The following is a 25,618-nucleotide window of genomic DNA, read 5'->3' as shown; positions in this document are numbered from 1 at the left end:
CGCGAATAACCCCTTAACCTCAATCTACCCGCAAGGTCCTCCATTCGCAAGCCTATGGCTGGCCTCAAGACCCCTCCACGTGCTCCCGACGGGCCAGCAGCTTGTCGATTCGTCTCCCGTCCATGTCGATGACTTCGAACCGCCAGCCCTCATAGTCGAAATGCTCGCTGACCTCGGGAAGATGCCCGAGCCGGGCGAGCGCGAACCCGGCGATGGTGTGGAAGTCGCCATCCGCCGATCGCAGCTTGAAGCCGAGCCGGGCGAAGGCATCATGTGCCGGCATCATACCGTCGATCAGCAGCGAGCCATCCTCCCGCTCGACGATATCCGGGTCTTCACCTTCCGCATCCGGCAGATCGCCGGCAATCGCTTCCAGCAGGTCGGTCTGGGTGACGATCCCTTCCAGGGCGCCATATTCGTCGATGACGATCGCCAGACGCACCGGCGCCTTCTTGAACTGATCGAGCACACGGAAGATCGGTGTCGCCTCGTGTACGATCACGGGTTCACGGATCGCCGCCATTGGATCGATGGTCTTCCCGTCGAGGACCTGATCGAGGAGATCCTTCTTCAGGATCATGCCGAGCGGCTCGTCGATGCCACCCCGACCGACAAGGAGCTGCTCATGGCGACATTCGCGAATGGTGCGGAGCATCTCATCCGGGCCGTCATCGGCATCGATCCAGTCGATGTCACGCCGCGGGGTCATGATGTCGGCGATGCGCCGATCACCGATGTTGAATACGCGCTCGACGACCTCCTGTTGGGCCTGATAAAGAAGGCCCGCTTCCTGGCTTGCGGCGACGAGCAGCTTCAGCTCCTCGGGTGAATGCAGTGATCCCTCACCGGCACCCGGCTGCAGTCCGCAGAGCCGCAGCACGAGGTTGCCCAAGCCGTTGAGCAAGATGATCGCCGGTCGGAGCAGGAACAGGAACATGCCGAGCGGCCGCACGACCCAGAGCGCCGTGGTCTCGCTGCGCTGGAGCGCAAGGCTCTTCGGCGCCAGTTCGCCGAGCACGATGTGCAGCGTGGTGATGATGGCGAAGGCAATGACGACGGCGATGGTGTGCGAGCCGGCGGTGGCGAGCGATCCGGGCAAGCCGCTCAACAAAGGTTCGATCAGATGGGCCAACGCCGGCTCGCCGACCCAGCCGAGCGCCAGCGACGACAGGGTGATGCCGAGTTGTGTCGCCGCAAGGTTGGCGTCGAGATTGTCGACGGCGCGCTCGAGCGCGGAAGCGTTTAGCCGACCTACTGCGACAAGTTCCGTGACGCGGCTGCGGCGGACGGCAACGAGGGAAAATTCAGCCGCGACGAAAAATCCATTTGCGGCAACGAGAATAAGTACGGCGAGTATCCCGATCAGGTCGGTGATACTACTGCCATCGGTACTAGGCATGGTCTCCTCTCGGGCGGCTCCTGCCGCCTCGGGTTGTTGATAGGCAATACACTTCTAACATCGCCGCGTGACGATGGGGCAGACCGCCCGGCGGATGAACTGGACTGCGGCTTCATCGCCAGATCAGCTCGCGCACGGCAATGGTTGTGAGCAACAGCCCGGCGATCCCCTCGATGGCTCTTGTGATCCTGTCCAGCAGCAGTGGCCGGCCTTCGATCAGATGAACGACCCTCTGGCGAAAGAGGATCGTCGCGACCGCCACCAGCGACAGGACCAGCGCAACGCCGATCATCATCGTGACCGCGAAGGCGACACCGGCCTCCGGCACGCCCCGTGAAATCGCGAAGGTCATGACGAACAGCGTCAGCGGACAAGGGATGAGGCCGGCCATGAAGCCGAAGGCCATGCCTTCGCCGTGGTCATGCTGGTGCGGCCTATGCCGGAAGGCGCGATACAGCATCCACAGGCCGATCAGGCCGAGAAGCCCGCGGCTGACGTCTTCGAGCATTGGCGCGCGCCCGACGCTGCCCAGGCTGATCGAGACCAGCGGCAGCGCCAACAGCGCGATGATCACCGACATGGTGACATGGGTGAACGACAGTGCGAGCGACACGCCGAGCCCGCGAACGAGGCCGGACGGCGATCCGGCAAGATAGGTGGCCAGCACCGCCTTGCTGTGGCCCGGCGTCATGGCGTGGGCGGCGCCGAACAGGATGCCCATGGGCAGATAGACCAGAAACGCGCCCCAGCCGCCGCCATTGGCGAACGCGGTGATCTGGTTCGCAAAAGCCAGATAGATCTCGCGCTGGAAACTGATCAGCTCCTGCAGCATCTGCGTCATGCGAATCCCAGTGTTGCGGCCGCGAGAACAAGGTAGCGGCCAATCTTGGCGATTGTGACAAGCAGCAGGAACATCGGGAACGGCTCACGCAGAACGCCGGCGACGACGGTGAGCGGATCGCCGATGATCGGCGCCCAGCTCAGCAGCAGCGACCATTTCCCGTAGCGGCGATACCAGCGCTGCGCGCGCTCCAGTTTCCCGCCGCTTGCCGGGAACCAGGGCCGGTCCCGGAACCGCTCGATGCCGCGCCCGAGCAGCCAGTTGATCACCGATCCCAGCACATTGCCGACGCTCGCCACCGTGATCAGCAGCCCCGGCGAATAATCCGCGACCAGCAGCCCGACCAGAACCGCTTCCGACTGCATCGGCAGGATGGTCGCGGCGGCAAGCGCGGCCAGGAACAGGCCGGCATAGACGGCGAGATCGGCCATCACTCTGGTCCTGTCGAGTAGCGACGAGCATGCGCAACGGCGAAAGGCCACAACGCATTGTCAAACGTCACGGATGCGAATGCGCAGCAATTTTGCCGAATTCAGGAACACCAGGATATCAGGACCCAAGTGCAACATGGCAGCCTCGATGGGGCCGATCCAGCCCATCAGCGCCGCGGTAATGCCCAAGACATGCACAACACCGACGCCAACGAAGAGATTCTCTTGAATTGTCCGGTAAGCACGTCGAGCAATCGCGCGGGCGCTGACAATTTTTGTGAGATCATCCTTCATCAATGCAATGTCGGCGGCCTCCAGCGCCGCCTGCGTGCCGCCGCTGCCCATCGCAATGCCGACATCGGCGCGTGCCAGCGCCGGCGCGTCGTTGATGCCGTCGCCGACCATCGCCACGCGATGACCCTGCCTTTGCAGTTCGGCGATGGCGGCAACCTTGTCCTGCGGCATCAAATCGGCACGCACTTCATCCACGCCGAGTTCCTTGGCGATGGTCCGCGCCGTGGCCTCATTATCACCCGTCAGCATGACGATGCGCTTCACCCCGGTCGCGCGGAGTCGTGCCAGCGCTTCGCGCGCACCGGGCCGCAATGTGTCTGCAATGAAGATCACGCCCGCGAACCTGCCATCGATCGCGACGTGAACCGGCGTCTGTCCGCCATTCTCGATCGCATCGGAAAGCGGCACGCCGCTCTCGCGCAACAAGGATGCATTTCCGACCAGCACGGCGCGGCCGGAGACCGTCGCCTTCACACCGCGCGCCTGCAACTGCTGATACTGTTCCGGTTCCGGGACGTCGATTTTCATCCGGGCGGCGTAGTTGACGACTGCCTTTGCCAAGGGGTGAGCCGAGCGCCGATCAGCAGCGGCGGCAAGGCTGATCAGATCAGCTTCCGAAATCGTGCCATCTTGCATCTCCACGCCGACGACCTCCGGCTTGTTCGCCGTCAGGGTGCCCGTCTTGTCGAACACCAGGACGTCGACCTTGGCCAACGACTCCAGATAGATGCCTCCTTTGACCAGAATTCCGCTGCGTGCGGCCCGCGCAATGGCTGCGATGATCACCAGCGGGGTCGCCAATCCCAGTTCGGCAGGCGATGTAAAAATCAGCAGAGTGACGATCATCCGGATGTCGCGAGTATAAAGATAAACCGCAACGAGGAAGATCAGCACGACCGGAATCAGCCATGACGCGACCTTGTCCGCCAGTTTCTGGACGGGTGCCTGTTCCGCTTCGGCATTCTCGACCAGACTGATGATGCGGGCAAAGGTGGTGTCGGCACCGACCTTCTCGGTCTCGATGTCCAAAGCGCCGGATTCGACGATGGTCCCCGCAAAGACATCGGCACCGTCGCTTTTGTCCTTCGGAATGCTCTCGCCTGTGATCGACGCTTCGTTGACCGAAGCCGCTCCGCCGACGACGGTGCCGTCGACCGGGATCTTCTCGCCGGCCCGCACCAAGACAACGTCGCCTGCGCGCAGTTTCTCGATCGGGACAATGCGTTCGCCGCGCGCGTCTCGCACAAGCGCAACCTGCGGCACGGAGCCGATCAGGTCTTTGATAGAGGCTCGCGCGCGATCCATATTCAGATCGGCGATGAACTCGGCGATCAGAATGATCACCATGAGGACCGCGCCGGCGACGGTCTCGCCTCCGATCAGCGCGACCACCGTGGCGATGGTGACGAATATCTCGGTGCCGATCTTGCGCTCATTTACGAGGTCAACGACGCCGGTCTTGACAAGCGGATACAAGCCGATGGCAACGGCCACCCACAAGGCTTGTATCGGAATGAGCTGCCGCCAATACAGCAACGCCATCAGGCCGGTAAAGACGATGCGCGCGACCTCGAACCAACGCTCGCGCGTCATCAGCGATCGCCAGCCCTGTGGAACCGCCATGGGCGCCGGTGCAACGCTTTCGGCGCCTGATATCTCGGACATCATGATCGGCTCGCTATCTCGGATTGCGGTCTTGGCTTGAAACGTGAGCGCATCAGGCCCCGGCGGCGGATAGTCCCGCCCAACCGTGGTATCCGACGTAGAGGCCGACCGCGATGATGAGGAGGCTGGAGAAATAGGGGGCCCGCCGGGCGAAGGTCGAGAACCACGACCAGCGCTTGGTCGCGTGGCGGACGCTCAGTGCCGCAGCCGCGCCGACCGTCACCAGCGTGATCGCCAGACCGATCGAGAAGCACAGCACCAGCGCGAAGCCGAGCGTGAACTCCTTGAGTTGAAGGCAGAGCAGCAGGACGGTGATCGCCGCCGGGCATGGGATCAGGCCGCCGGTCAGCCCGAACATGATGATCTGCCAGGTGGTGACGTCGCGGTCGGCAAACTGGCGGCGGATGTCGTTGGCGTGCGCCAGCTCGTGCGCGTCTTGATAGCCGTCGGTCGCCACCTCGAGCCCGCGCAGTTCCTCGTGCATGTGGTCGTGGCCCTGTCCCTCGACGAAGGACAGGTCGTAGTCGTGGGTGTGGCCGCCATGGCCGAGGCTGACCCGCGCCATGAACTCATGCGGCTCGGGAATCTCGTCGACGGATTCGAGATAGCCGCCACGGTCGACGAAGGTGAAGGCCCGCCGTGCGCCGTCCGGCCGCTCGGTGACGACGGTCACGTCACCGGCCGTCCAGGCGTGACCGCGCTCGGTGCGGATGCGCCAGCGCGGCGGCACGCCATCCTCGAACACCTCGACCGCGACGACGCCATGGCCAGTGTCGATGCGGCGGATATCCTCCCCATGGGCATGACCGCCATGGCCATGATCGTGCCCATGATGACCCTCATGGGCGTGGCTATCATCATGATCTCCATGTGGGTGAGGATGATCGTGCCCATGGCCGTGATCGCCGGCTGCGGCCTTGGCCCGCTGCTGATCCTGCCACGTGCGCCAGAGCATCCACAGCGCGATCGCGATGATGATCGCTGCCGAGGCGAGCTGGAAATACGGCTCGAACGTCTCGGCATCGACACCCCGCCAGAGATACATGCCGCCGAGCGCGATGCCCCACACGACGAGGGTGTGCGACGCCGTCGCCGCCAGGCCGAGCAGCACGGCCTGCGTCACGGTTCCACGGACGGCGACGATGAAGGCCGCCATCATCGTCTTGGAATGGCCGGGCTCCAGCCCGTGCAGCGCACCGAGCAGGATCGCGCTCGGGATGAACAGCCAGGCGTGGCCGGAACTCTGTTGGATCAGCTCGGCGAAGGACGGCATCGGGGACTCACAGGTACTTGGTGATTTCCTTGAACTCGTCGATCGAGCGGCGCTGCTCGCGCGCCAGCGGGCCGACGACGTCTTCAAGGCAATGGTCGAGATGGTCCTGGATCAGCGTCCGCTTGGCCTGACAGACTGCCTTCTCGACCGCATGAAGCTGCTGGGCGATATCGAGGCAGGGTCTGCCGGCCTCGATCATTTCGATGATGCCCTTGAGGTGCCCATCGGCGCGCTTCAGCCGCTTGACGATCTCGGGGTGGGTTTCGTGGACGTGAAGGGTTTCGTTCATGGGCTTGATACTATCCCCCTGGAGAGGATATCACAAGACACTGGCCAGGAGATGATTCCGGCCTGACAACGATTCGTTAAGATTTGAGTGAATAGTCGTTGAGCATGCCGAACTGGGCCTACAGCGCAGCCTTTCGCTTTGTCATCGCCGTCGCGATGACGATCGGCATGCTGTTGTCCCCAATGGGCAGCTCCGCCTCGCACAATCCGGTCGCGCTTGCGTCCGCCGAAGCAGCCCGTCATGCTGAATTGGCAGCGCAGATCGAAGCACACGACCACAGCCATGACGACGGCGAAGCCGACGAGCAGAGCCCTGGCCATTCCCACGGCCACAATCCAGCCGATCATACCCATGAGACAGCGAGCATGCTTCCCGGCATCGCACAGCCGGCTCCCTCGATAGGTCGGAGTTGGCTGGCTTACCCGCCGTCGTTTGCCGATCTGGAAACCCGTTTCCGGCTTGAACGCCCTCCGAGACCGATCCTCCTCGCATGATCGCGGCCGCGCACGCGGCCACCCTCAAACGACGACGATAGGAATTCTCATGCAAGGACCCTTCTACGAGGGCCCGCCACGCACGCCTTGCGCGCGCTGGCGGCTCGCCCTTCCCATGCTCATCGCTCTCCTGACCCTGCCGCTGCTCGGCGGGGCGGCCTTCGCCCATGCCGTTGCCGAGGGCGACAAGGGCTACATCCAGGAAATCACCGGCATCAACCTGCTGCCCTTCATCTATCTCGGCGCCAAGCACATGGTGACGGGATACGACCACATCCTGTTCCTGTTCGGCGTGATCTTTTTCCTCTACCGGATGAAGCACATCGGCATCTATGTGAGCCTGTTCGCGCTCGGCCACTCCACGACCATGCTGCTCGGCGTCTATTTCAACGTCGGGATTAACAGCTACATCATCGATGCGATCATCGGCCTGTCGGTGGTCTACAAGGCGCTCGACAATATGGGCGCCTTCCAGCGCTGGCTCGGCTTCCAGCCGAACACCAAGATCGCCACCCTGATCTTCGGCTTCTTCCACGGCTTCGGCCTGTCGACCAAGATCATCGAATACAACATCTCGCCCGACGGTCTCGTGCCGAACCTTCTCGCCTTCAATGTCGGCGTGGAAATCGGCCAGCTCCTGGCGCTCGCCGCCATCCTGATCGTCATGGGCTACTGGCGCCGAACCGACAGCTTCTGGCGCCATGCCTACACTGCCAACACCGTCATGATGACCGCTGGGTTCGTGCTGATCGGCTATCAGCTCACCGGCTGGGTCGTCTCCTGAACATCCGAAAAAGGATTCCTCCCATGTACAACACCGATATTCCGACCCGCGCCGAGCTGCCGACCTCGAAGCAGCTTCTCCGCTCCACCATCATCGCCATCGTCGCGGCGGCGGCGATCCTGGTCACCATCGTCCTGCCGGCCGAGTACGCCATCGACCCGACCGGCATCGGGCGCGCGCTTGGCCTGGCCGAGATGGGCGAGATCAAGACCCAGCTCGCCGATGAGGCGGAACGGGATCGTGCAGCCGGCCAGCAGGGAGAAATCCCGGCCGCGCTGCCGACGCCTGATCAACGTTCCAGCCTGGCCGCCAGGATCTTCGCCGAGCTGGTGATCGGTTCGGCTGCGGCGCAGACCCCGGCAGGCCGCACTGATGTGATGACGATCACGCTGAAGCCGGGCGAAGGCACCGAGGTCAAGCTGGTGATGAATCAGGGTGCCCGCGTGAACTTCTCTTGGACCGTCACCGGAGGTGTCGTGAACTTCGACCTTCATGGCGACGGCGGCGGGCAGCAGACCAGCTACGAGAAGGGGCGCTCGGTGCCGGGCGCCGAAGGAGTGCTGGAGGCTGCCTTCGACGGCAACCACGGCTGGTTCTGGCGAAACCGCGACCGCGCCGACGTTACGTTGACGCTGCGTACCAATGGCGACTACGCGGAGATCAAGCGGGCGCTTTGACCAAGCCCCTCATGGCCGACTTTCGACGATGAAGCGAGGCGGCCTGCTCATCGAGCAGGCCGCCTGACGGAACAATCTCGCTGGCCGAGGCATTCGTTCACGAGGCTGTCGGCCTCACCGAGGAGGATTCGTCCAGCTCCGTCAGACAGGCCTTCTACGAGGGCTCGCGCGCGACGGCTATGTTATCGTCCGGGGCGAGCGGCGCGAGCCGCCAACATTGCGCGCCGCTTTCCCTAAAGATCTTCATGGCCGAGTCGGATTCCGATGATCGAAAGGGACCGTGGAGACCGCTCGATCGTTAGTGGTTGCCGGTGCAGCGTTGAGGTGCTGCTCGAGCTGCGCGATCGCTCCGGAGCCGAGGGCGACGCGGGCAAATCCCGTCGCCAGGAAGGTTCGGCGGTCCATCGGAAAACCTCCCGAGCAGAATGGCGTCGACATGACGATAGGGAATGGACCAGCCTCGCGCGGCCGGCGCAAGACGCTCCCGCCGATCCGCCATTCACGGCCGCGCGAGCGGGAAGTCACGCCATCGCGGCCGCCACCATCCGCCGCGCCTCAAGGTCGCGGCGTGAAAGCGCCCGGCTTCGGCAACCGCCGCAAGGCGATGCTCAAGGACATCGCGGTCCTGACCGATGTTCACGTCGAGCACAAACTCGTCGAGCAAGCCCGACTCATCATCTCCAGCGCGGGTAGGTGAATCGTGTCACCATGAAAATCGCGCAGGAAATCCTCGTGCTTCTCGACGACCGTCACATCGACGCCGGCTTGGGCGAGCAGCAAGCCGAGCATGGGCCAGGCCGGCCCTGCCTCGACGATGACGCAGCCGGTGTCGAGGTCTCCCGCTGCGCCGACCGTCGTCATGAATCGATGGTTGTGGCGGCCTTGCGTCCCCTCTTGGGTCTTGCGGCCGGTTCCACCACCGGCTCAGCAACGGCTTTCGTCCTGCGTGGTGCGCGCTTCGACGCGGCGGTGTCCGGCGCAGCCACAACCGCGGTCGGTGCGCTTGCCTTGATGCGCGAGGCGCGTTTCGGCTTCTCCTCGACCACAGGTGCGGCCTCGACGATTGGCTCAGGCACGGGAGCGGCAGCCTTGCGCAACTGGCCAAGGCCGGACGCCTTCGCCAGCGCTGAGCGGGATTGCGCATAGCTCGGCGCGACCATCGCGTAGTCGGCCGGAAGGTTCCATTTCTGCCGATACTCTGCGGGCGTCAGACCATATTGCGTGCGGAGATGCCGCTTCAGCGATTTGAATTTCTTGCCGTCTTCGAGACAGATGATGAAATCCGGCGTGACCGATTTGCGCACCGACACCGCCGGTCCCGGTTTCTTCTCCGGCCCAATCGGCGCCGCAGCGCCCAGCGACCGGAGGGCAGCGTGGATGTCATCGATCAATTTCGGCAGCTCGGCCGTCGGTACGGAATTGTTGGAAACGTAGGCTGCGACGAGCGCGGCGGAAACCGCCACCAGGTCGGGGGTGTCGGACTGCTCCGGATGCATCCTTGAGTGCCCTTTGTGTTCAATGAGCGCCGCGCTGGACTTAGAATTGCGCGACAGTCACTATTTCAACCATTCGTGGTCCACATCAACTCCGATCGGCGGCGGCGGGCGCCTTCGCTGCTGGACGTCGGATTACACGGCGCATGTAAATAGAACTCCTTAGGGCAACTGACGATGGGGAAGGCGCCGGATTTCGGGCAACGGCAGGCGAAGCTCATCTGCCAGATGCCCTATGACGAGTTGCTCCGATTTATCGCGGAAGGACTGCCCATTCTCCTGGAGAGTGCCAGAGGATTTTGGTCAGCCTCTTGCCATCTGTCAGCGCAGCCACGCGAGGCTGAGGTGTTGGCAGGCTTCGCGCAGGAGGAAGCGGCAAAGATTCTGATTTTGATGGATGCCGTGCGCTGCCCAAGGCACCTCATCGCCGCGAGATTGAGCCAGATCGTCAGTCGGTTCTACGGCCATCTCGAGCGATTGATTTATGCCGAGGTTTGCGACGGATGGAGCCAGGACATTGCGGACCTTCGAAAGCGCGTCGAGCCTCTTCGCAAATCTCATTACATAGAAGGTGATGTCGGAGAGTATATCGTTCCGAACGCAAATCTCTATCGGCGCGAAAGTAAACTCTATGCGGACATCGAAGCCTATGAGGACCGCGTTCCAATCTGGAATGCACCGAAGACCTATCCTGGTTTCTTCGAGCCCCGGAAGCCATCCGTTCTTGCTGTCGCCGAAGCGATGGCCGCATTGGGGATGTTTTCATTGCCTGGCCTGAACGCAACAGCGCAGGTGTGGGGAGCGCTGGATTTTGTCGAGCATGAATCGCTGCGAGATGCAGAACGGCTCACGGATCAACTTGTCGAGCGGCTCGTTACGGAGGCGTTGCCCGTCGACTTTGCAACACAAGATCATGTCTTTGTACTCGGTCGACACTGGCCGTTACCAATGTATAACGTCGAGCTCAAAATGGTTGATGTGTCGCTGGAGGATTTGAAGCAGGAGCAGGACCGGATTTTGTGGGCAGAAGCCGGTTACTAGTCACGAACAGCTCGTTGATTATCGGTTTTCACGCAGGCTTTCGTTCCACCCGTTGCCTTGCGGTCTAATACCGCGTCAGGATTTCCCGGAGACGACCTTCACCCCGATGCGATCCGCGAGGGAGATCAGGTCCGCATAGACGCCGGGTGTGCCGATAACCTCGAGCGACGGGGCGATCATGCGCAGCGCGTCGGCCGGAAGCCGGTTGCCGAACAGGATGATCGCGAGCGCACGATCATCCTGCCTCGAAACCCAACATAGTCCGTGAATGTCGGGGCGTGCGGCGTAGAATGCCTCAGCCCAAGGGCGGGTTTGCGGGTAGCGATCTTTCTCAGTGTCGATGAGCTCGATGCGCCGGACGCCCAATCTGCGAAGTGCCGTGGCGCTGAGATCGGCAAGGACGAGATCCTGGTGTGGCTCCAGCCGCGAATAGGTCTGACCCGTGAGTTTGCCCTTGTCGTAGGTCTTGAGACCCGATGAGAAAGGGACATCGTGAAAAACGGTCTCCATGGCGGCGCAATCGAAAGTCGTGCCGCCATAGAGCGTCGGGATTGCAACGTCGGCGCCGTCGACGATCGGGCTGAAGCGCGCATTGCCCTTGAGGCCCGGGTTGAACTGATCGCCGAGATAGGCGTCCAGGTGCATCCGATGAATGATCTGGCCCAAGGGCCAGATCACCGTTGAGGTCTTTGCTCCCAAGTCCGCCGGAGGAGGGGGCGTTGCATCGTCGGGGGCCTTCGCCTTTGCGTGCTTCGGCTCGGCCGGCGGCTTAGCCATGCGTCACGCCTTGCCGCTCATCTTCGGCCGCCGCGATCACGCGCTGAGACTGCTCCACCAGGAGATCCTGCGGACGCTTGCCGCTGAGGAAGCTGTTGTCCGAGGCGAACCAGTATGCGAGCCCCCAATCGTCCTTGCTGCCGTTAAAGACCTTGAGCACGGCGGCGAGAGCCTTGAGCGGGCGATAGCCCGTCTTCGGATCCAGCGCGTAGCCAGGAAAGTAATCGATCCCCCGATGCCGAACTGCGAAGATAATGCCATCCTTCTTCCACTTGTTCGGCTGGGCGCTGGGATTGTTGGTACTGAAGCCGGCCATCTCGGCGATCTGGGCCGCCGTCAGCCATTCACCGCTCTCCAGCACGGCCTTGCGCGCCTCAGCCGTCATCCGCGCCTCGAGCAACATATGCTGGGGGGGAGGGACGTGAGGCACCAACAGTTCAAGGATCGACTGCATGGCCTCAGTCTCGCGGCGTGCGAGAATGGCGCCGACAAGCGGTGCGATGCTCTCGAACGTCTCGGCGAGCGCGCGCACGGCCGGCTCACTGCCGTGTTCGAGGGTCAAAGCGATGACCTGCTTCGGCTTACCGCCGAGATGGTCGAGACGATGCCGGACCTGCTCCGGCGTGCCGGTCATCGTGGCGAAGCCGGCGAGTGCGCCAGTCGCATCGGTGGCAGCCATGGCCGCGTTCCCTTCGTTGGTTATCATGGTTATCCATATAAATAGATAACCAGAATAATCAAGATGGATTCGCCGCAACCTCCGCGCAGCTGCCGTCTCAGGCAGGTGACCTTCACTACCATGCTTGGCTGGACATGATTCCATATATCGAGTAATCTCGAATTATGGAATCAGAAAGAGCCATTCTCGCCTTCGCGGCGCTTGCCCAGTCGACGCGCCTCGACGTGTTCCGGCTGCTGATCGCACGCGAACCGGAAGGGCTGCCGGCCGGCGACATCGCCCGGCACATGAGCGTACCGCAGAACACCATGTCGACCCATCTGGCGATCCTGACACGCGCCGGGCTCATCGAAGCCGAGCGGCAAAGCCGGTCGATCATCTACCGAGCCAAGCTTGATGCGGTGCGCGAGCTTGCCTTCTACCTCGTCAAGGATTGCTGCGGCGGGCGCCCGGAGATCTGCGCCCCGTTGATCGCCGACCTGTCGCTCTGCTGCACACCCAAAAATGAAGCCACCCAGGAGGCTGTTCATGAGTGACCGTATCTACAATGTCCTCTTCCTTTGCACGGGCAATTCGGCGCGGTCGATCCTCGCCGAGAGCATTCTCAACAAGGATGGCGGCGGCCGCTTCCGTGCCTTGTCCGCCGGCAGCCAACCGAAAGGGACTATCAATCCGTTCGCGCTGAAGGTGCTGGAGAGCTTCGACTATCCGACCGAGGGCTTCCGCTCGAAGAGCTGGGAGGAGTTCGCGATGCCGGATGCCCCTGTCATGGATTTCGTCTTCACCGTCTGCGACAACGCCGCCGGTGAAGCGTGCCCGGTGTGGCCAGGCCAGCCGATGACGGCCCATTGGGGGATCGAGGATCCCGCCGCGGTCGAAGGCACGGATATCCAGAAGCAGGCCGCCTTTGTCGCCGCCTTCCGCTATCTCAGGAACCGGATTTCGGTCTTCGCGGCTTTGCCGGTCGCAAGCCTCGACAAGGCCTCGCTCAAGGCGAAGCTCATTGAGATCGGCCAATTCGAAGGGGCAACCTCGCCCCGCCACAGCGCGGCGTGAGGTCGATCATGGATGTCATCATCTATCACAACCCCGACTGCGGTACCTCGCGCAATACGCTGGCGCTGATCCGCAATGCCGGCGTCGAGCCGCATGTCATCGAATATCTGAAGACACCACCGTCACGGGCGATGCTGGTCCAGTTGATCGCGCGGATGGGGATTTCCACGCGCGGGCTGCTGCGCGAGAAGGGAACGCCCTATGCCGAACTCGGTCTCGGCGATCCCGGCCTGACGGATGACGAGCTTCTCGACGCCATGCTGGCGCATCCGATCCTGATCAACCGGCCGATCGTCGTTTCGCCGAAAGGCGTGAGACTCTGCCGGCCGTCAGAAGAGGTTCTCGATCTGCTGCCTTCGCAACTGGGCGCGTTTACCAAGGAAGACGGCGAGCGCGTCATCGACGAGCGCGGCCGCCGCGTCGCGACGGCGTAAGGAAAACCCATGTCCATTTTTGAACGCTATCTCACGCTGTGGGTCGCGCTGTGCATCGTCGCCGGCATCGCGCTCGGGCACATCATGCCCGGCGCATTTCAAGCGATCGGCGCGGCCGAGATTTCCAAGGTCAATCTGCCGGTTGCCGTGCTGATCTGGCTGATGGTCATCCCGATGCTGCTCAAGATCGATTTCGCGGCACTCGGCGAGGTCGGCCGCCACTGGCGCGGCATCGGCGTCACCCTGTTCATCAATTGGGCGGTGAAACCGTTCTCGATGGCGCTGCTCGGCTGGCTGTTTATCGGCTGGCTGTTCCGACCGCATCTGCCGGCCGATCAGATCGACAGTTATATCGCCGGCCTCATCATCCTCGCCGCCGCGCCCTGTACCGCGATGGTGTTCGTCTGGTCGAACCTGACCAAGGGCGAGCCGCATTTCACGCTGAGCCAGGTAGCGCTCAACGACGCCATCATGGTGGTGGCCTTCGCGCCGATCGTCGGCCTGCTGCTCGGCCTCTCCGCTATCACCGTGCCATGGGGCACGCTGGTTCTTTCGGTCGTGCTCTACATCGTCATTCCGGTGATCATCGCGCAGCTTCTTCGACGCCGACTGTTGGCGACAGGTGGGCGAGCCGCGCTCGATCGGCTGCTGACCAAGCTCGGCCCGGTCTCACTCGTCGCGCTGCTGGCAACGCTGGTGCTGCTGTTCGGCTTCCAGGGCGAACAGATCATCGCACAGCCGCTGGTGATCGCGCTGCTCGCCGTGCCGATCCTGATCCAGGTGTATTTCAATGCCGGGCTGGCCTATATCCTCAACCGGATTGCGGGCGAGCAGCATTGCGTCGCCGGCCCCTCGGCACTGATCGGCGCGTCCAATTTCTTCGAGCTGGCGGTCGCCGCCGCCATCAGTCTATTCGGATTCCATTCCGGAGCTGCGCTCGCCACCGTCGTCGGCGTGCTGATCGAGGTGCCGGTCATGCTCACCGTCGTCTGGATCGTGAACAGGTCCAAGGGCTGGTACGAGCGCGGCGACAAGGTCGCGGCGATTGCCGAGGCCCACCGTTGATGCAGAACGATCTTCCCAATGTCGTTGTCGACAACCTCGACGTGCCGACCATCGACCGGCTGTGCGCGACGCCCTCGACGCATCCGCCGCGTATTCTGTTACTCTATGGATCGCTGCGCGAACGCTCCTACAGCCGGTTCCTGACGCTGGAGGCCGAACGTCTGCTGAAGCACTTCGGTGCGGAGACGCGTATCTTCGATCCGCACGGCCTGCCGCTACCCGACGGCGCGGAGATCGACCATCCGAAGGTGCGAGAACTGCGCGATCTATCGGCATGGTCCGAGGGTCAGGTCTGGACCAGCCCGGAGCGGCACGGCGCCATGAGCGCGGTGATGAAGGCGCAGATCGACTGGATACCGCTATCGGTTGGCGTGATACGGCCGACGCAGGGCCGGACGTTGGCCCTCATGCAGGTGTCCGGCGGTTCGCAGAGCTTCAACGCGGTCAACCAGCTTCGTGTGCTCGGCCGTTGGATGCGGATGGTGACCATCCCCAACCAGTCTTCCGTCGCCAAGGCTTACGAGGAATTCGACGAGGCGGGCCGCATGAAGCCATCCTCCTATTACGACCGGGTGGTCGACGTGATGGAGGAATTGGTTAAGTTCACGCTGCTGACACGCGATCTCTCCCCCTATCTCACCAACCGCTACAGCGAGCGCAAAGAAGCGGCAGAGAAGCTAGCTACCGCATGAACTTCGGCAATCGCCGTTTCCAACGCTGCCCACGCGGCAAACAATCTTGCCCCTCCAGCAGTCTTCGGCGCCGGCGGACTGCCGGGAGTGAAGCGGTGCGCGGCTCGGAAGTCCCAGCCCTCGCTCCATCATCCCCTGCCGGCGCCATCTGCGGGCCTGCACCGACATCGGCAGGCGCGGAAACCGCAACTTGCTTCCGCGCCTTTGTCCTGCGAGGTGACGCTCTCGCTTCGATTGCCGGTGATGACGGGTCATGCAGCCAAAGGGGATCGTCCTGGGTCTGCTCGGTTACAGGCGTGCGGTCGCCTTCAACCGTAAGGACCGGCAAGATACGCGGCTCCGTCGGCACCGAATTGGAGGTGGGACTCGACTGACTTGTGATCTCGAACAGTGCGGAGGCTGCTGCCTGCGGAGATTTCGGGATCGAATCAGCTGCGGGTGTCGGAAGGCTCGCAGCCATATCCCTTGCCGAGATCGTCGACGGTCCGAAGGCTTTTCGCGCGCTGCGCTTGTATTCGACAACAAAAGGCTTCGTCGGGCGTTTCATGGAACCGATTCAAGTTGGGAGATCTTTCTCCATTAGCACGGGTCAATGAGGGCATGAATCCTTAACTTCTCAACCGAGTTCCCGTGAGATCTCGAGTTCGGCGGGCTGCGCGATCGGCTCGGCACGGAGATGCTGGCCTGGCGGGAGCGCCGACCCCGCTGTTAGGTGACGTCGAGCTTCGGGTGTATCGGGCCGATGCTGGCCAGGGCGTGATGGCCCGGCGCTAAGCCTGGGTGTTTGCAAAGAGCTTGGACCGTGGCTGGGGATCGACGTGAGGGTTCCTGCCGTTGGTGGCGGTCCGTGGTTCCGGCGGGCGCCGGCGCGGCGCCGTCGGCGTGATCGACCTGCGTATGCCGGATGTCCGCGAGCGGGCGTGAACGTCGGTGTCCCGACTGGCGGTGGCCGGGACGGGGAGCGAGTGCGGCGGTGCGTGTCCTGCCTGGCGCGGGCGTGGCGTGGCCTGGTGGCAGGGGCTCCTGTGGTCGGTGGCTTCGAAGCCCATCCCCTCCTCTTTGCCGCCTGTGTCCGGGTCTCGGCCGCCTAGTGCCGTCAACCCCGCTGGCCACCCCACGATGCGGGCATCGCGGGGACCCCGACCGGGGGTTCCCCTGCGCTGCGGTGACGACGGCGTCCGGCCCCTTCCTTTGGGCGTCATCGGGGATGGTCCCCGAGCAACCTCAAGGAGACTTCACATGGCCACGATCGCAACCCTCACCCAGAAGGCGGACGGCAACCTCGAAGGCACGCTCGCCACCCTCAACGTCACCGCCCCGATCGCGCTGGTGCCGAACACCCGCAAGGCGAAGGACAACGAGCCTGACTACCGCGTGATCTCGCGCAAGAACGGCTTCGAGCTGGGCGCCGGCTGGAACCGGATCTCGAAGACCACCGGCGAGGAGTACATCTCGGTCTCGCTCTCGGCCCCCGAGTTCGGCACCATCTACGGCAACGTGGCGCCGGCGCCGGGCGAGGATCCCGCCAAGAAGGTCATCATCTGGAACCCCGCCAGCTGACCCGAAGCCGCCGGCCCCGCCCAACAGCGGGGTCGGCGACCTTCTGTTCCCGCGAGCGCCGCCCGGCCAACGCGGTTATCCCGGCAGCTTGCTCGAGCGCGATTGCCGGGCGAGGCGTCGGTCGGCCTGGTTCTTCTTATCGATGGCAGAGACGACCTCGTCATAATCGACGCCGTTCTTCCTGAGAGCACGCCGCGCATCGTCGATCTCGAAGCCGAGCAACTCGAGGACGCTCATATTGAGGCTCGAGGCGATGCGCTCCATTGTCTTCAACGTCGGATTCCCGATCCCCCGAAGGATCGTGTAATAGGTCCCGCGCGCCAATCCTGTCTTCGGCAGGAACGCCTCCATTCCGCCATTCTCGCTCTCGAGCTGCTGGAGCCGGATCGCCAGCATCTCGTTGAGGATGGAGTGATCGACGGGCAGCGGCTTGCGGGCGGGGGGCATGGGAGGGCAGGGGCTCCAAGGCTCAAGATTGAGCCGAGCGGCATGATACAGCAACTCCATCATCTGGTATATTGAATGTTATCGAAATCCTGCCTAACCCCTTGAATCGAGTCGTCTTAAGAGACCTGGCGTCTGCTCCGATTCGAGCTCTGCCGTCGCCGCCGGTCGCGCCAGCAGCCCCGCTGGTTCGACGCCGGCGCGTTCGGCGATCAGTTCGATGTAATCCAGGCTCGGATTCGCATTCGGCGTCATCAGGTGGAAGTAACTTGAGCTCGCCAGACCGAGCTGCGCGGCAAAGGCCTTGCGGCTGAGGCCGCTCGCGCATCGGATCGCCTCGATCGACGCCTGAAAGGTCCGAAGCAGCGTACGACCCTCGGCCGCGTGCGCGGCCTTCCGGCGACAGTCTTTGGTTCTCATCGGCGCGTCCTCGAACATAGAATCCCAAGACGGGCTGCGACCCTCCGCGCAGCCCGACAAGGCGCACGCCAGCACGTTGGACTGACGTTCGACATTCAATATAATGTACGGATTCGGTTTCAACGGAAGAGGTGCGCTCGGACAAAGAAAAACCCGGCAGAGCCGGGTCTCTCAGACGATGGACGGGCCGACGATTGCCGTCGTCAGCGGTGCCCGAAAACACACAAGCATATTAGCCCTCGCCATCCGACAGTTCAAGAGGCCTGCGTTTTCACGCCACGGTCTTTGTTTGCCCCGCGCTCTCGCAAAGAGAGGACGCGAATGCAGATGCTTGGCCAAATCCCAACGACACCCTTCGGGCGGCGGGCGCTGTCGCGCGCCGTCGTCAATACGCAGCGCCTCGTGAAGGAGTGCCCCGAGGGCAAACCCGTCCACAAGTGGCAGGTGTTTCGCCTGATCTGCGAGGCGAAGGCGGTGCTCGACATTTCCGATCGTGCGTTGGCGGTGTTGAACGCACTGCTGACGTTCCATCCCGACACCGTGCTGGTCTCGGGTGCCGGCGACCTCGTCGTGTTCCCATCGAACAGGACGCTGATGTTGCGGGCTCACGGCATCGCGCCCTCGACGCTGCGTCGCCATCTCGCTGTGCTGGTCGAGTGCGGGCTGATCCTGCGACGCGACAGTCCGAACGGCAAGCGCTTCGCGCGCAGGGGCGCCGCCGGCGACGTCGAACAGGCGTTCGGCTTCGATCTCGGCCCGCTCATCGCCCGGGCCGACGAGTTCGCCGCCCTGGCCGAGACCATTCGGGCCGAGCGACGGGCGCTCGCTCTCGCGCGCCAGGCCGTCGCGCTCTGCCGACGCGACATCGCAAAGATGATCGCGACGGGGATCGAGGAGCGCGTGCCGGCCGATTGGCCCGGTCTGCATCGCAGCTTCATCGATATTCTCAGCTCTATCCCGCGCCGTGTGGATCTCGAGGCGCTGGAGCCAATCGCGGAAACACTCGCCGAATTGGCCGCAATCATCCTCACGGCGTTGGAACAACACGTAAAACCAGCGGAATCAGGCGCCACAGAGTCCCGTTCCGAGCACCACATACAGAGTTCAAACACCGAAATCTCGATTGAACCTGAACCTGGCTTTCGAGAAAGCCGGGCGGCGAGGTCGGAGCCAGACCCCAAACCGATGAGGTCGGGGGAAATGGCGTTTCCGCTGGGCATGGTGCTGGAGGCCTGTCCGGACCTCGCCGACTATGCCCGACACGGGATTTCGCACTGGCGCGGCTTCATCGCGACCGCCGCTGTGATCCGGCCGATGCTTGGGATCAGCCCGAGTGCTTGGGCCGATGCCTGTGCGGTGCTGGGCGAGGTGCAGGCCTGCATCGTTGTCGCTGCCATATTGCAGCGCGCGTCCGCGATCAAAAGCCCGGGCGGCTATCTGCGAGCCCTGACGCGACGGGCGCAGGCCGGATCGTTCTCGCTGGGGCCGATGCTGATGGCGCTCATGTCTGCCCGAAATCGAGACTGAAATGCTCCGCGCATCAGATGACCTTGGCCTTGGGGACCAGGCCCTTGCGAGGTCCCGCCGGAATTCCGTCGAGCAGGCTCGGAGGCCGCGCGCATGTTGGTTGGTTCCGTGCCTCAACTTTGCGGCCGTTGCGCTTTCCCCGCAGACATCGGGAATTCTGATGTCACGTGGTGAGTGAAGCTGGCGGATCCGGGACGGCGTGTCGTTCGCCGCTTCGACGATGTCGAAAACGACCGTCTTGTCCTTGAGTCGAGGTTGTTAACGGCGGCTGTCCAGTCGCGGAACGCGACCGGAGCGTAGCGGAGCAGGCCCGTAGCCGGACCGCGCTTTCATAGAGCGCCGTAGGTACGGCGAAGGGCCTGTGGTCAGGCGCCGCGCGGGGGTGGCAGGCGTCCAATCCGTGTTAGGTAGTGGTGAAGAATGCGATCGATCATGGGCGAATCCAGTTGAGGTCGATCGCACGATCCGGTGCGGACTGCGTGGAATCCGGGGCGAGGTCTTTCTCCATCGCTCCGCCGTGCCTCTGGATGAGGCCGATCTCTCGATGGACACCGATCACGTGCAACGCGATCGGTGGCCCAACGAATGCAAGGGGATGTGCGGTCTGTAGCGGCACTGGCAATCGTCATTCAATTGCATTACATTGCGGCAGGAGGAAGGGAGATCGACATGGCCGCCAATGCCCTGGTTCAGACCCGCATCGACGCAGACGTGAGGGACCGGGCCTCCGCTGTGCTCGAAAGCATGGGCCTGACCGTATCCGACGCGGTACGCATTCTGCTGACCCGGACCGCCAATGAAGGCGCGCTGCCGCTCGAGCTGGTCAGCAACAGCGAGGCGCATGACGCATGGTTCCGCGCAAAGGTGCTCGAAGCACTGGCGGATAGCCGACCCGACGTTTCCGACGACGAGGTCGAGGATCATTTCGCGGCACGGCGGGCGGCAGCCCGGCGCAAGGCCGCCTCGGCCGATTGATGAGGCTTGTCTGGTCCGCCTTCGCGCTCTCCGACCGCGACGGCATCTTCACGCATATCGAGGCAGACAGCCCGAGGGCCGCCATCGCCGTCGACGAGAGGATCGCCGCTGCAGCGCGCCGGCTCGTCGAGTTCCCGGAAAGCGGAAGGCCCGGCCGCGTCGCGGGCACGCGCGAACTCGTGATCTCCGGCACGCCCTATATCGCGGCCTACGCGGTGACCGAGAGCACGATCCGCATCCTGCGTGTCCTTCACGGCGCGCAAATCTGGCCAGAGGATTTCACCGGGAGCTGATACCGGATCCCCGTCTTTGCAGCGCCGGCGCGCCGTGAAGGGAGCCCGGCCGCAGCGTCGAGCCAGGCCGTCTTTCTCTCAATGACCGCCCATCATACCGGCAGTCGGGCCGCGTCAAGGACGCGCGGTGCCCCCAATTTTGACGCCGCTGCGCGACGACAAAATCGGCTCCCCCACGCGCCGGCGCTGCCGGTCGCTGCGCGATCCCTGACCCGTCCCTCCAACGCCCGGCCGGCTGCCTCCGTCATCAAGACAAAGGAGGTTCACATGACACAGCTTCTCGACATTCACGCCGAAATCACCGAGCTGCGCGCCGAGCTTGCGCACTGCATCCTCACCCGCAAGGAGCGGCGGGACGGGCTCCGGCGCCTCGAAGAACTGCTCGCGGAAGCCGAGCGTCGGGGTCGCGAAGCGGAGGGGGCGTAAGCCCCTTTTTTTGTCAGCGACGGCGTCCCCGGCTGCTTATCCTCGCATGGCGTCCGGGAGAAGGCGCTGGAAGCGGTCTTCGCAAATACGGCGAAGGGCCTGTGGTCAGGCGCCGCGCGGGGGTGGCAGGCGCCCGATCCGTTTCAGGTGATCGTGAAGAATGCGATCGATCACGCGCAGCGGATGGGTCCGCTCTTCAGCTGCGATCTGCCGGACGACGAGGTCGATGGCGTCGGGAAGACGCAGCGCATAAGGGCGTGACGACGAGCGCTCGCCATAGGCATCGAAGGGGTTGCGCGAGATCTCCGGCTTCACCTTTGCCCTGGGCAACGGCCTCGATGCAGCGACGGTCGCCGGCTCTCCCTGGCTGGCGCCGGCTGTCGAGGCCGGCGCGTGCACGTGGTCTTCGTATTCCGGCGTCACGATAACCGGCTTGGAGGCCGGCTCGGCGGTTCCCACGGGGACGAGGCGCTGCGCGCGAAACGCGTCGCGAGGGAGGGCAGGGCGATCAGGGTGCGGGTCTTTTACCGGATCGCTCATGCCGCACTGTCGTCCTGCGTGACGCCCTGGCTAGCGGCGAGCAATTCGCGCACGACCTGATCGGCATTGTAGCGCGCCTTGCGGATCGACTCGTCCTTGTCGCTCATCTGGTAGAGCGTGCCATGTCCGCTCGTCATGGTGCGATAGGTGATGCGGCGGTAGAGCGCGTTGGCGCAGACGGGGACGTTCTCGGCATTGAGATAGGCGAGGACCTCGCGCAGCGGGCGGGTGTTGCGGTCGAGGCTGTCATACTCGTTGAAGAGGACGCGGTGCTGGCTCATCGGCAGCTTCGCCTCGTCGGCGTGCTGCTGGAGATTGCGGATGGTCCGAACGACCTGCGAAGCATCGAAGGTGTGGACCTTGCAGGGCAGAACGACGAGGTCGGCGCGGAGCGCTGATTGAACCAGTACGCTGCCGTAGTAGCCGGGGGTGTCCACGACGACGACGTCATAGCTGTCGAGACGCTCGATCGCCTGCGTCAATGCCTTCTCGTCGGGCGCACGCACCAGATCGACCCCTTCCGGGCTCAGACCGCGCGCGACCGACGAGGCGTGCCATTGATAGGAGGACCCCTGCGGGTCGGCGTCGACGATGGCGGTGGAGTAGCCATGCCTGGCGAATTCGCCGGCGAGGATGATGGCGACGGTGGTCTTGCCGCTGCCGCCTTTGGGGTTGGCGATGGCGAAGATGCTGGGCATGCGTCCCTCGGGTCGATGCGGCAGTGCCGCAATGGCTCACTCCGTTAATGACAACATACAATAAAATAGACAAACGACAACGCTGCAATGATGTCTTGTCGCTCTGTTGGATTCCGTCATTCTGGTGATGCGGCAATAACCGGAGACAGCAATGCGGCCTTGCCGAGGCGGGGCAATGCGGGATTACCGCATTCCATCACCCAGACAATAACGTATTCGCGAAATGCGGCATTGTCTCAAATAGATAGAACGGCAATGGGTGAATGCGTTATGCCCTGGCCTGCCCTGCAGAGCGCTTTGCGGCGTCGAGTGATCCACAAGGGGGGCGCTTCGCGCCATGCGGCCGGTGGATTCATACGGACTGCTCCTGCGGGCGTTGCCGCCCTTTATGCGCAGACTTCTAACATTCAGTGTATTAGATATTGATTGACAAGATACCGGTTTGTGGGCCAAACCCGGGGAGGCTGCTGAACGCAGCCATTGCGCTGACGCGCGCATGCTGCCGATCCTGGTCGGATCGGCAGGAGTTCGGCTCTCGGGTTGCACCCGTGAGCCGGTTCGCCGTGAAGGGAAGGGGAAGCTGGCCTTGGCCCATTCCGCCGCAATGCCAAGACGCAAGCCCCGGCTCCGGACGGAGTTGTCCGATGCGGATGAGGCGCGCCTCATCGAGGCGGTCGCGCTGTTCGGGCTGCCGAAGGCCGAGGTGGTGCGGCGGCTGATCCGGGCTTCGATCCAGGCGGGACCGGCGCTCTCGGCCGAGAACACCAAGGCGGTCGTCGCGCTCGCCAGCCAGGTCCGCATGGTCGGCCGCAACCTGTCGCAGGTTCTGAAGGCGATCCATCGCGGCCAGGCCGTGCGCATCGAGGACACCGAGCCAGTCTGGCGTGGGCTTCACGAGGTGGTCGCCGCGATCAATGACGAGCTCACCGAGATGACGGTGGCCTATGGCTCAAAGCTGCGGCGCGAGGCGAAGCTCGCACTGCCGGAGGAGATCAAATCATGAGCCGCACCGCGCAGATCGAGTGGTGGCTGGAGCAGGTGGAAGCCGCGCGCCGCACGCTCGATGCAGGGCGCGATGAGCGGCGCCGGCCGCGTCGGTCGGGCGCACTCGACGATGAGCTCCGGCCGAAGGCTGCGCGGGCAGCGCCCGCGCCGGGCGCGACGCCGGCGCATGTGATCATTCGCGGCGCGACGCTATCGGGCGGACTGGACGAGGAGCGGCGTCGCAGGCTGCCGGCGCCGTCCGGCGGCGGAGCAGGGCGACAGGCTGCTTCCCCGAGGTCCGGCTCGGCCGCTACACCCATCGAGGGCGGTCTTTCCGGCGGGGGTGGCGGGCAGGGCGGCGGCGGATCGCTCGCCCGCGCCCGGCAGCTCGCGTCGGGCTATCAGCCCGCCGTGGTCAAGGTGCTGTCCTATGCGACCGGCGTCACCCGGGCGACGAAGACTGCCCAGTACGCCCAGCGCGAGGATGTCCCGGTCGAAACCCATGACGGCCGGATCCTGTCGGATCACGAAGCCGTCGCCGATGAGATCAAGGACTGGTCGAAGGATTTCGATAAGCGCAAGCCCAGCCATGATGTCGTCACCGTCCGCCTCAAGCTTCATGGTGTGCCTGACACGGCCGAGGGGCGTGAGAGCTACGCGAAGGCCATCGCCGCCGGATTCGAAGGTCATCGTCATGCCTCCCGTATCGACCGGCTGCCGTCCGGCGAGCTCGATGCCCATATCGTCACCGCCGCGGCGGGAGGACCGAAGGAGCGTTTCCGTGTTCGCGTTGAGCGGATCGGCACGGCGGAGAACGGCTTCGACCAGAAGCGGTTCGATTACCGATCCGAGGCGGTGATGAAGGCGCGCATCCATGCCGCCGCGGGTATTCCGGAGCATGCCATCTCCCTCGGTCCGGGAAAGCCACAGCATGGACGCGAGGGTGTGACCTGGCAGTTGAACAGGTTGGTCGAGCGCCGGGGGCCGCTGGTCGACGATAGCGGCAGGGCCATCGGCGACGTCGCCGCCGCCCGCAATGCCGCCAAGGAGTGGGGCCGGTCGCTGCGTTCGCAGTCGCCCCGCGACACGATGCACCTGATGCTGTCGTCGAAGGCGGGCCCCGACCCGGAGGCGCTGCGTCGTGCCGCTCGGGCCTTCCTGCACGATCGGTTCGCGGACCATCGCTTCCTGTTCGGCGTGCATGTCGACCGGGAGAGCGACGGGCACATCCACATCCATGCCGTCATCACGATGAAGAACGAATCCGGGCAGAAGATCCACCCGGGGCCGAGCGAGTTCCGCGGCTGGCGCGAGAGCTACGCGCAGCATGCGCAGGCGGAGGGCCTCAAGATCGTCGCGACCTCGGCGATGGAGCGGGCGTCGGCGCAAAGCTACGGCGCGCGCGACAAGGCGATTGTCGATGTCGCCGAGCGTCCGCGTCCGGCACGCGAAGCGCGGGATCGCGCCTATGCCGGGGACCCGGCCAACCAACGTCTCATCGACAACGCCCGGCAGCGGATCGCCGCGGCGCGGACCAATCCGATCAGGCTGCCCACCTCCGAGCCCGAGCGGCGTGTGGTCAATGAGAGCCTCAATGCCTGGAGCATGGTGGCGCGCGAGCAGCCCGACAATACTGTGGCGAAGCACATGCTCGAGCGGCTGACGATGGCGGAGACGGTCGGCACTATTCTTCACACCATCGGAAAGCGGGTGGATCATCTCACCAAGGAGGACCAGCACATGGCGATCACGTCGGAGCAGATGGCGAAGGATCTTCGCCTCATGAACGAGGCGGTGTCGCGCACCGGCGACCTCCTCGATGGCGAGACGAAGCAGCAGTTCCGGGAGACGTCGGCGCGTTATCTCGAGACGCTGGCCAATCGCGTCGACCTGCAGCGCGCCCAGGAAAGTGGTGCACGGCAGCTCTCGCGATCCGAGGTCGAGGCGATCGCCGGGCCCAATGCGGATCGGCTGATCGCCCACGCCCAGCAGGTTCGCATAAAAGAAGATCGAGAAGCGGCCTCGGCCGAAAGGCTGGCCGATCGCGCGATCGAAGCCGAGCGGCGCCAGGAAGGCCGGGGCGGGCTCGACCCGCAGTCGCAGCGCGAGCTGACGGCCGAGAGGGCAATCGTCCGAGGCTCACAACAAGCCGCAGCCCGCGAGGCGCGCGAGGCCGCCGCTGCCGTTGAAGCCGCGCGTGTTCTCGCCGAGCATCCCGCGCAGCCTTTGCCGCAGACGCTGATCCAGACGGACGCGCTGGCGCAGCTACGGGCCGAGCAAGAGAAGATCGTGCGGGAGATCGAGGCGGAGCGTGCCGAGGCCCAATCCATCAAAGGGCAGCGGACTACCTGAACATCACACACTCTG

At 63.9% G+C, this 25,618-nt stretch carries 31 protein-coding genes and 1 pseudogene; 17 read left to right on the top strand and 15 right to left on the bottom strand.

The features are described 5' to 3' along the window. Positions 1-64: 64 nt before the first annotated feature. The 6 genes from V5G24_RS25380 to V5G24_RS25355 form a co-directional block, all read right to left on the bottom strand. Positions 65-1,399 carry a hemolysin family protein gene (locus tag V5G24_RS25380; protein ID WP_394086185.1) on the bottom strand — a complete coding sequence of 445 codons (1,335 nt, stop codon included), beginning with the start codon at positions 1,397-1,399 and terminating at the stop codon, positions 65-67. A 112-nt stretch (positions 1,400-1,511) separates the two neighbouring features. Next, a complete protein-coding gene (locus V5G24_RS25375) occupies positions 1,512-2,231 on the bottom strand; it encodes a nickel/cobalt transporter (RefSeq protein ID WP_394072550.1) in 720 nt (239 codons plus the stop codon). Between the two features lie 5 nt (positions 2,232-2,236). Then, positions 2,237-2,671, bottom strand: a complete 435-nt coding sequence (locus V5G24_RS25370) for a YqaA family protein (protein ID WP_394086186.1) — start codon at positions 2,669-2,671, stop codon at positions 2,237-2,239. A 60-nt stretch (positions 2,672-2,731) separates the two neighbouring features. Further along, on the bottom strand, positions 2,732-4,633 hold the full coding sequence (locus tag V5G24_RS25365) for a heavy metal translocating P-type ATPase (RefSeq protein WP_394086187.1): 1,902 nt from the start codon (positions 4,631-4,633) through the stop codon (positions 2,732-2,734). A gap of 49 nt (positions 4,634-4,682) precedes the next feature. Further along, entirely contained in the window at positions 4,683-5,903 is a 1,221-nt protein-coding gene (locus V5G24_RS25360; protein ID WP_394086188.1) for a nickel/cobalt efflux transporter, read from the bottom strand. Positions 5,904-5,910: 7 nt separating this feature from the next. After that, a complete protein-coding gene (locus tag V5G24_RS25355) occupies positions 5,911-6,192 on the bottom strand; it encodes a metal-sensing transcriptional repressor (protein ID WP_394072527.1) in 282 nt (93 codons plus the stop codon). Between the two features lie 104 nt (positions 6,193-6,296). Here V5G24_RS25355 and V5G24_RS25350 point away from each other — a divergent pair, with 104 nt between their 5' ends. The 3 genes from V5G24_RS25350 to V5G24_RS25340 all read left to right on the top strand — a co-directional run bounded on the left by V5G24_RS25350 (position 6,297) and on the right by V5G24_RS25340 (position 8,147). Continuing rightward, positions 6,297-6,686 carry a hypothetical protein gene (locus V5G24_RS25350; RefSeq protein ID WP_394086189.1) on the top strand — a complete coding sequence of 130 codons (390 nt, stop codon included), beginning with the start codon at positions 6,297-6,299 and terminating at the stop codon, positions 6,684-6,686. A gap of 115 nt (positions 6,687-6,801) precedes the next feature. Then, a complete protein-coding gene (locus V5G24_RS25345; protein WP_394072548.1) occupies positions 6,802-7,470 on the top strand; it encodes a HupE/UreJ family protein in 669 nt (222 codons plus the stop codon). 23 nt (positions 7,471-7,493) lie between these two features. Beyond that, complete coding sequence (locus tag V5G24_RS25340; RefSeq protein WP_298316530.1) at positions 7,494-8,147, top strand: transmembrane anchor protein; 654 nt, start codon at positions 7,494-7,496, stop codon at positions 8,145-8,147. 499 nt (positions 8,148-8,646) lie between these two features. Here V5G24_RS25340 and V5G24_RS25335 read toward each other — a convergent pair whose 3' ends face one another. From V5G24_RS25335 to V5G24_RS25325, 3 genes are all read right to left on the bottom strand, one after another. Beyond that, positions 8,647-8,811, bottom strand: coding sequence for a hypothetical protein (locus V5G24_RS25335; protein ID WP_298316528.1), 165 nt, complete (start codon positions 8,809-8,811; stop codon positions 8,647-8,649). Then, on the bottom strand, positions 8,784-8,936 hold the full coding sequence (locus V5G24_RS25330) for an FAD-dependent monooxygenase (protein ID WP_509276864.1): 153 nt from the start codon (positions 8,934-8,936) through the stop codon (positions 8,784-8,786). The genes V5G24_RS25335 and V5G24_RS25330 overlap by 28 nt, the downstream gene beginning before the upstream one ends. Before the next feature lie 68 nt (positions 8,937-9,004). After that, positions 9,005-9,643 (bottom strand): Ros/MucR family transcriptional regulator, encoded by a 639-nt coding sequence (locus V5G24_RS25325; protein ID WP_394086190.1) that lies wholly within the window; start codon positions 9,641-9,643, stop codon positions 9,005-9,007. 174 nt (positions 9,644-9,817) lie between these two features. Between V5G24_RS25325 and V5G24_RS25320 the strand changes: the two genes are divergently transcribed. Continuing rightward, on the top strand, positions 9,818-10,681 hold the full coding sequence (locus V5G24_RS25320) for a hypothetical protein (protein WP_394086191.1): 864 nt from the start codon (positions 9,818-9,820) through the stop codon (positions 10,679-10,681). 75 nt (positions 10,682-10,756) lie between these two features. Here V5G24_RS25320 and V5G24_RS25315 read toward each other — a convergent pair whose 3' ends face one another. Together V5G24_RS25315 and V5G24_RS25310 are read right to left on the bottom strand one after the other, a co-directional pair. Further along, a complete protein-coding gene (locus tag V5G24_RS25315; protein ID WP_298316522.1) occupies positions 10,757-11,458 on the bottom strand; it encodes an RES family NAD+ phosphorylase in 702 nt (233 codons plus the stop codon). Next, positions 11,451-12,137, bottom strand: a complete 687-nt coding sequence (locus V5G24_RS25310; protein ID WP_394072516.1) for a hypothetical protein — start codon at positions 12,135-12,137, stop codon at positions 11,451-11,453. Before V5G24_RS25310 ends, V5G24_RS25315 begins: the two co-directional genes overlap by 8 nt. A gap of 164 nt (positions 12,138-12,301) precedes the next feature. Between V5G24_RS25310 and V5G24_RS25305 the strand changes: the two genes are divergently transcribed. From V5G24_RS25305 to V5G24_RS25280, 6 genes are all read left to right on the top strand, one after another. Continuing rightward, positions 12,302-12,673: an ArsR/SmtB family transcription factor gene (locus tag V5G24_RS25305; RefSeq protein WP_394086192.1), complete on the top strand. Its 372-nt coding sequence runs from the start codon at positions 12,302-12,304 to the stop codon at positions 12,671-12,673. After that, positions 12,666-13,193: an arsenate reductase ArsC gene (locus tag V5G24_RS25300; RefSeq protein ID WP_394086193.1), complete on the top strand. Its 528-nt coding sequence runs from the start codon at positions 12,666-12,668 to the stop codon at positions 13,191-13,193. Before V5G24_RS25305 ends, V5G24_RS25300 begins: the two co-directional genes overlap by 8 nt. An 8-nt stretch (positions 13,194-13,201) precedes the next feature. After that, positions 13,202-13,627: an arsenate reductase (glutaredoxin) gene (gene arsC / locus V5G24_RS25295; protein WP_394072510.1), complete on the top strand. Its 426-nt coding sequence runs from the start codon at positions 13,202-13,204 to the stop codon at positions 13,625-13,627. Between the two features lie 9 nt (positions 13,628-13,636). Further along, positions 13,637-14,692 carry an ACR3 family arsenite efflux transporter gene (gene arsB, locus V5G24_RS25290; RefSeq protein ID WP_394086194.1) on the top strand — a complete coding sequence of 352 codons (1,056 nt, stop codon included), beginning with the start codon at positions 13,637-13,639 and terminating at the stop codon, positions 14,690-14,692. After that, positions 14,692-15,384: an arsenical resistance protein ArsH gene (arsH, locus tag V5G24_RS25285; RefSeq protein ID WP_394016356.1), complete on the top strand. Its 693-nt coding sequence runs from the start codon at positions 14,692-14,694 to the stop codon at positions 15,382-15,384. The genes arsB and arsH overlap by 1 nt, the downstream gene beginning before the upstream one ends. A gap of 1,239 nt (positions 15,385-16,623) precedes the next feature. Beyond that, positions 16,624-16,944: a DUF736 domain-containing protein gene (locus V5G24_RS25280; protein WP_394016449.1), complete on the top strand. Its 321-nt coding sequence runs from the start codon at positions 16,624-16,626 to the stop codon at positions 16,942-16,944. Between the two features lie 75 nt (positions 16,945-17,019). On the opposite strand, the gene V5G24_RS25275 is transcribed toward V5G24_RS25280, so the two are convergent. Then, positions 17,020-17,391 (bottom strand): XRE family transcriptional regulator, encoded by a 372-nt coding sequence (locus tag V5G24_RS25275; RefSeq protein ID WP_394085312.1) that lies wholly within the window; start codon positions 17,389-17,391, stop codon positions 17,020-17,022. Positions 17,392-17,484: 93 nt separating this feature from the next. Continuing rightward, complete coding sequence (locus V5G24_RS25270; protein ID WP_394085313.1) at positions 17,485-17,808, bottom strand: helix-turn-helix domain-containing protein; 324 nt, start codon at positions 17,806-17,808, stop codon at positions 17,485-17,487. A 327-nt stretch (positions 17,809-18,135) separates the two neighbouring features. Here V5G24_RS25270 and repC point away from each other — a divergent pair, with 327 nt between their 5' ends. The 5 genes and pseudogenes from repC to V5G24_RS25245 all read left to right on the top strand — a co-directional run bounded on the left by repC (position 18,136) and on the right by V5G24_RS25245 (position 21,029). Next, a complete protein-coding gene (repC, locus tag V5G24_RS25265) occupies positions 18,136-19,335 on the top strand; it encodes a plasmid replication protein RepC (RefSeq protein ID WP_394085379.1) in 1,200 nt (399 codons plus the stop codon). Positions 19,336-19,765: 430 nt separating this feature from the next. Beyond that, positions 19,766-19,945 (top strand): annotated as a pseudogene (locus V5G24_RS25260) (hypothetical protein); the annotation flags it as partial. A 59-nt stretch (positions 19,946-20,004) separates the two neighbouring features. Continuing rightward, on the top strand, positions 20,005-20,310 hold the full coding sequence (locus tag V5G24_RS25255; RefSeq protein WP_298310029.1) for a type II toxin-antitoxin system RelB/DinJ family antitoxin: 306 nt from the start codon (positions 20,005-20,007) through the stop codon (positions 20,308-20,310). Further along, positions 20,310-20,603 (top strand): type II toxin-antitoxin system RelE/ParE family toxin, encoded by a 294-nt coding sequence (locus V5G24_RS25250; protein ID WP_298310031.1) that lies wholly within the window; start codon positions 20,310-20,312, stop codon positions 20,601-20,603. Before V5G24_RS25255 ends, V5G24_RS25250 begins: the two co-directional genes overlap by 1 nt. A 267-nt stretch (positions 20,604-20,870) precedes the next feature. Continuing rightward, the gene (locus V5G24_RS25245) at positions 20,871-21,029 is read left to right on the top strand and encodes a hypothetical protein (protein ID WP_298310033.1); all 159 of its coding nucleotides are present in this window, start codon (positions 20,871-20,873) and stop codon (positions 21,027-21,029) included. A gap of 105 nt (positions 21,030-21,134) precedes the next feature. On the opposite strand, the gene V5G24_RS25240 is transcribed toward V5G24_RS25245, so the two are convergent. Together V5G24_RS25240 and V5G24_RS25235 are read right to left on the bottom strand one after the other, a co-directional pair. Beyond that, positions 21,135-21,569 carry a hypothetical protein gene (locus tag V5G24_RS25240; RefSeq protein ID WP_298310035.1) on the bottom strand — a complete coding sequence of 145 codons (435 nt, stop codon included), beginning with the start codon at positions 21,567-21,569 and terminating at the stop codon, positions 21,135-21,137. Next, positions 21,566-22,267 (bottom strand): ParA family protein, encoded by a 702-nt coding sequence (locus V5G24_RS25235; protein ID WP_126280900.1) that lies wholly within the window; start codon positions 22,265-22,267, stop codon positions 21,566-21,568. The genes V5G24_RS25240 and V5G24_RS25235 overlap by 4 nt, the downstream gene beginning before the upstream one ends. A 496-nt stretch (positions 22,268-22,763) precedes the next feature. Here V5G24_RS25235 and V5G24_RS25230 point away from each other — a divergent pair, with 496 nt between their 5' ends. Then, a complete protein-coding gene (locus tag V5G24_RS25230; protein ID WP_298310040.1) occupies positions 22,764-23,270 on the top strand; it encodes a hypothetical protein in 507 nt (168 codons plus the stop codon). Beyond that, positions 23,267-25,603 carry a relaxase/mobilization nuclease domain-containing protein gene (locus tag V5G24_RS25225; RefSeq protein ID WP_298310042.1) on the top strand — a complete coding sequence of 779 codons (2,337 nt, stop codon included), beginning with the start codon at positions 23,267-23,269 and terminating at the stop codon, positions 25,601-25,603. The genes V5G24_RS25230 and V5G24_RS25225 overlap by 4 nt, the downstream gene beginning before the upstream one ends. The last annotated feature ends 15 nt before the right edge of the window (positions 25,604-25,618 follow it).

Source organism: Roseixanthobacter finlandensis (assembly GCF_043195105.2).
In the GTDB taxonomy this organism is placed as follows: domain Bacteria; phylum Pseudomonadota; class Alphaproteobacteria; order Rhizobiales; family Xanthobacteraceae; genus NCEH01.
This window is presented reverse-complemented; position numbering and strand designations above follow the sequence as displayed.

Coding starts and splice junctions, on each gene's coding strand:
- arsC (WP_394072510.1), top strand. CDS start 13,202: ATGGATGTCATCATCTATCACAACCCCGACTGCGGTACCTCGCGCAAT.
- V5G24_RS25375 (WP_394072550.1), bottom strand. CDS start 2,231: ATGCTGCAGGAGCTGATCAGTTTCCAGCGCGAGATCTATCTGGCTTTT.
- V5G24_RS25250 (WP_298310031.1), top strand. CDS start 20,310: ATGAGGCTTGTCTGGTCCGCCTTCGCGCTCTCCGACCGCGACGGCATC.
- V5G24_RS25225 (WP_298310042.1), top strand. CDS start 23,267: ATGAGCCGCACCGCGCAGATCGAGTGGTGGCTGGAGCAGGTGGAAGCC.
- V5G24_RS25365 (WP_394086187.1), bottom strand. CDS start 4,633: ATGATGTCCGAGATATCAGGCGCCGAAAGCGTTGCACCGGCGCCCATG.
- V5G24_RS25315 (WP_298316522.1), bottom strand. CDS start 11,458: ATGGCTAAGCCGCCGGCCGAGCCGAAGCACGCAAAGGCGAAGGCCCCC.
- V5G24_RS25240 (WP_298310035.1), bottom strand. CDS start 21,569: ATGAGCGATCCGGTAAAAGACCCGCACCCTGATCGCCCTGCCCTCCCT.
- V5G24_RS25245 (WP_298310033.1), top strand. CDS start 20,871: ATGACACAGCTTCTCGACATTCACGCCGAAATCACCGAGCTGCGCGCC.
- V5G24_RS25350 (WP_394086189.1), top strand. CDS start 6,297: ATGCCGAACTGGGCCTACAGCGCAGCCTTTCGCTTTGTCATCGCCGTC.
- V5G24_RS25235 (WP_126280900.1), bottom strand. CDS start 22,267: ATGCCCAGCATCTTCGCCATCGCCAACCCCAAAGGCGGCAGCGGCAAG.
- V5G24_RS25370 (WP_394086186.1), bottom strand. CDS start 2,671: ATGGCCGATCTCGCCGTCTATGCCGGCCTGTTCCTGGCCGCGCTTGCC.
- V5G24_RS25340 (WP_298316530.1), top strand. CDS start 7,494: ATGTACAACACCGATATTCCGACCCGCGCCGAGCTGCCGACCTCGAAG.
- arsB (WP_394086194.1), top strand. CDS start 13,637: ATGTCCATTTTTGAACGCTATCTCACGCTGTGGGTCGCGCTGTGCATC.
- arsH (WP_394016356.1), top strand. CDS start 14,692: ATGCAGAACGATCTTCCCAATGTCGTTGTCGACAACCTCGACGTGCCG.
- V5G24_RS25280 (WP_394016449.1), top strand. CDS start 16,624: ATGGCCACGATCGCAACCCTCACCCAGAAGGCGGACGGCAACCTCGAA.
- V5G24_RS25300 (WP_394086193.1), top strand. CDS start 12,666: ATGAGTGACCGTATCTACAATGTCCTCTTCCTTTGCACGGGCAATTCG.
- V5G24_RS25310 (WP_394072516.1), bottom strand. CDS start 12,137: ATGGCTGCCACCGATGCGACTGGCGCACTCGCCGGCTTCGCCACGATG.
- V5G24_RS25325 (WP_394086190.1), bottom strand. CDS start 9,643: ATGCATCCGGAGCAGTCCGACACCCCCGACCTGGTGGCGGTTTCCGCC.
- V5G24_RS25360 (WP_394086188.1), bottom strand. CDS start 5,903: ATGCCGTCCTTCGCCGAGCTGATCCAACAGAGTTCCGGCCACGCCTGG.
- V5G24_RS25320 (WP_394086191.1), top strand. CDS start 9,818: ATGGGGAAGGCGCCGGATTTCGGGCAACGGCAGGCGAAGCTCATCTGC.
- V5G24_RS25270 (WP_394085313.1), bottom strand. CDS start 17,808: ATGAGAACCAAAGACTGTCGCCGGAAGGCCGCGCACGCGGCCGAGGGT.
- V5G24_RS25355 (WP_394072527.1), bottom strand. CDS start 6,192: ATGAACGAAACCCTTCACGTCCACGAAACCCACCCCGAGATCGTCAAG.
- V5G24_RS25255 (WP_298310029.1), top strand. CDS start 20,005: ATGGCCGCCAATGCCCTGGTTCAGACCCGCATCGACGCAGACGTGAGG.
- V5G24_RS25305 (WP_394086192.1), top strand. CDS start 12,302: ATGGAATCAGAAAGAGCCATTCTCGCCTTCGCGGCGCTTGCCCAGTCG.
- V5G24_RS25330 (WP_509276864.1), bottom strand. CDS start 8,936: ATGCTCGGCTTGCTGCTCGCCCAAGCCGGCGTCGATGTGACGGTCGTC.
- repC (WP_394085379.1), top strand. CDS start 18,136: ATGCTTGGCCAAATCCCAACGACACCCTTCGGGCGGCGGGCGCTGTCG.
- V5G24_RS25230 (WP_298310040.1), top strand. CDS start 22,764: ATGCTGCCGATCCTGGTCGGATCGGCAGGAGTTCGGCTCTCGGGTTGC.
- V5G24_RS25345 (WP_394072548.1), top strand. CDS start 6,802: ATGCTCATCGCTCTCCTGACCCTGCCGCTGCTCGGCGGGGCGGCCTTC.
- V5G24_RS25380 (WP_394086185.1), bottom strand. CDS start 1,399: ATGCCTAGTACCGATGGCAGTAGTATCACCGACCTGATCGGGATACTC.
- V5G24_RS25275 (WP_394085312.1), bottom strand. CDS start 17,391: ATGCCCCCCGCCCGCAAGCCGCTGCCCGTCGATCACTCCATCCTCAAC.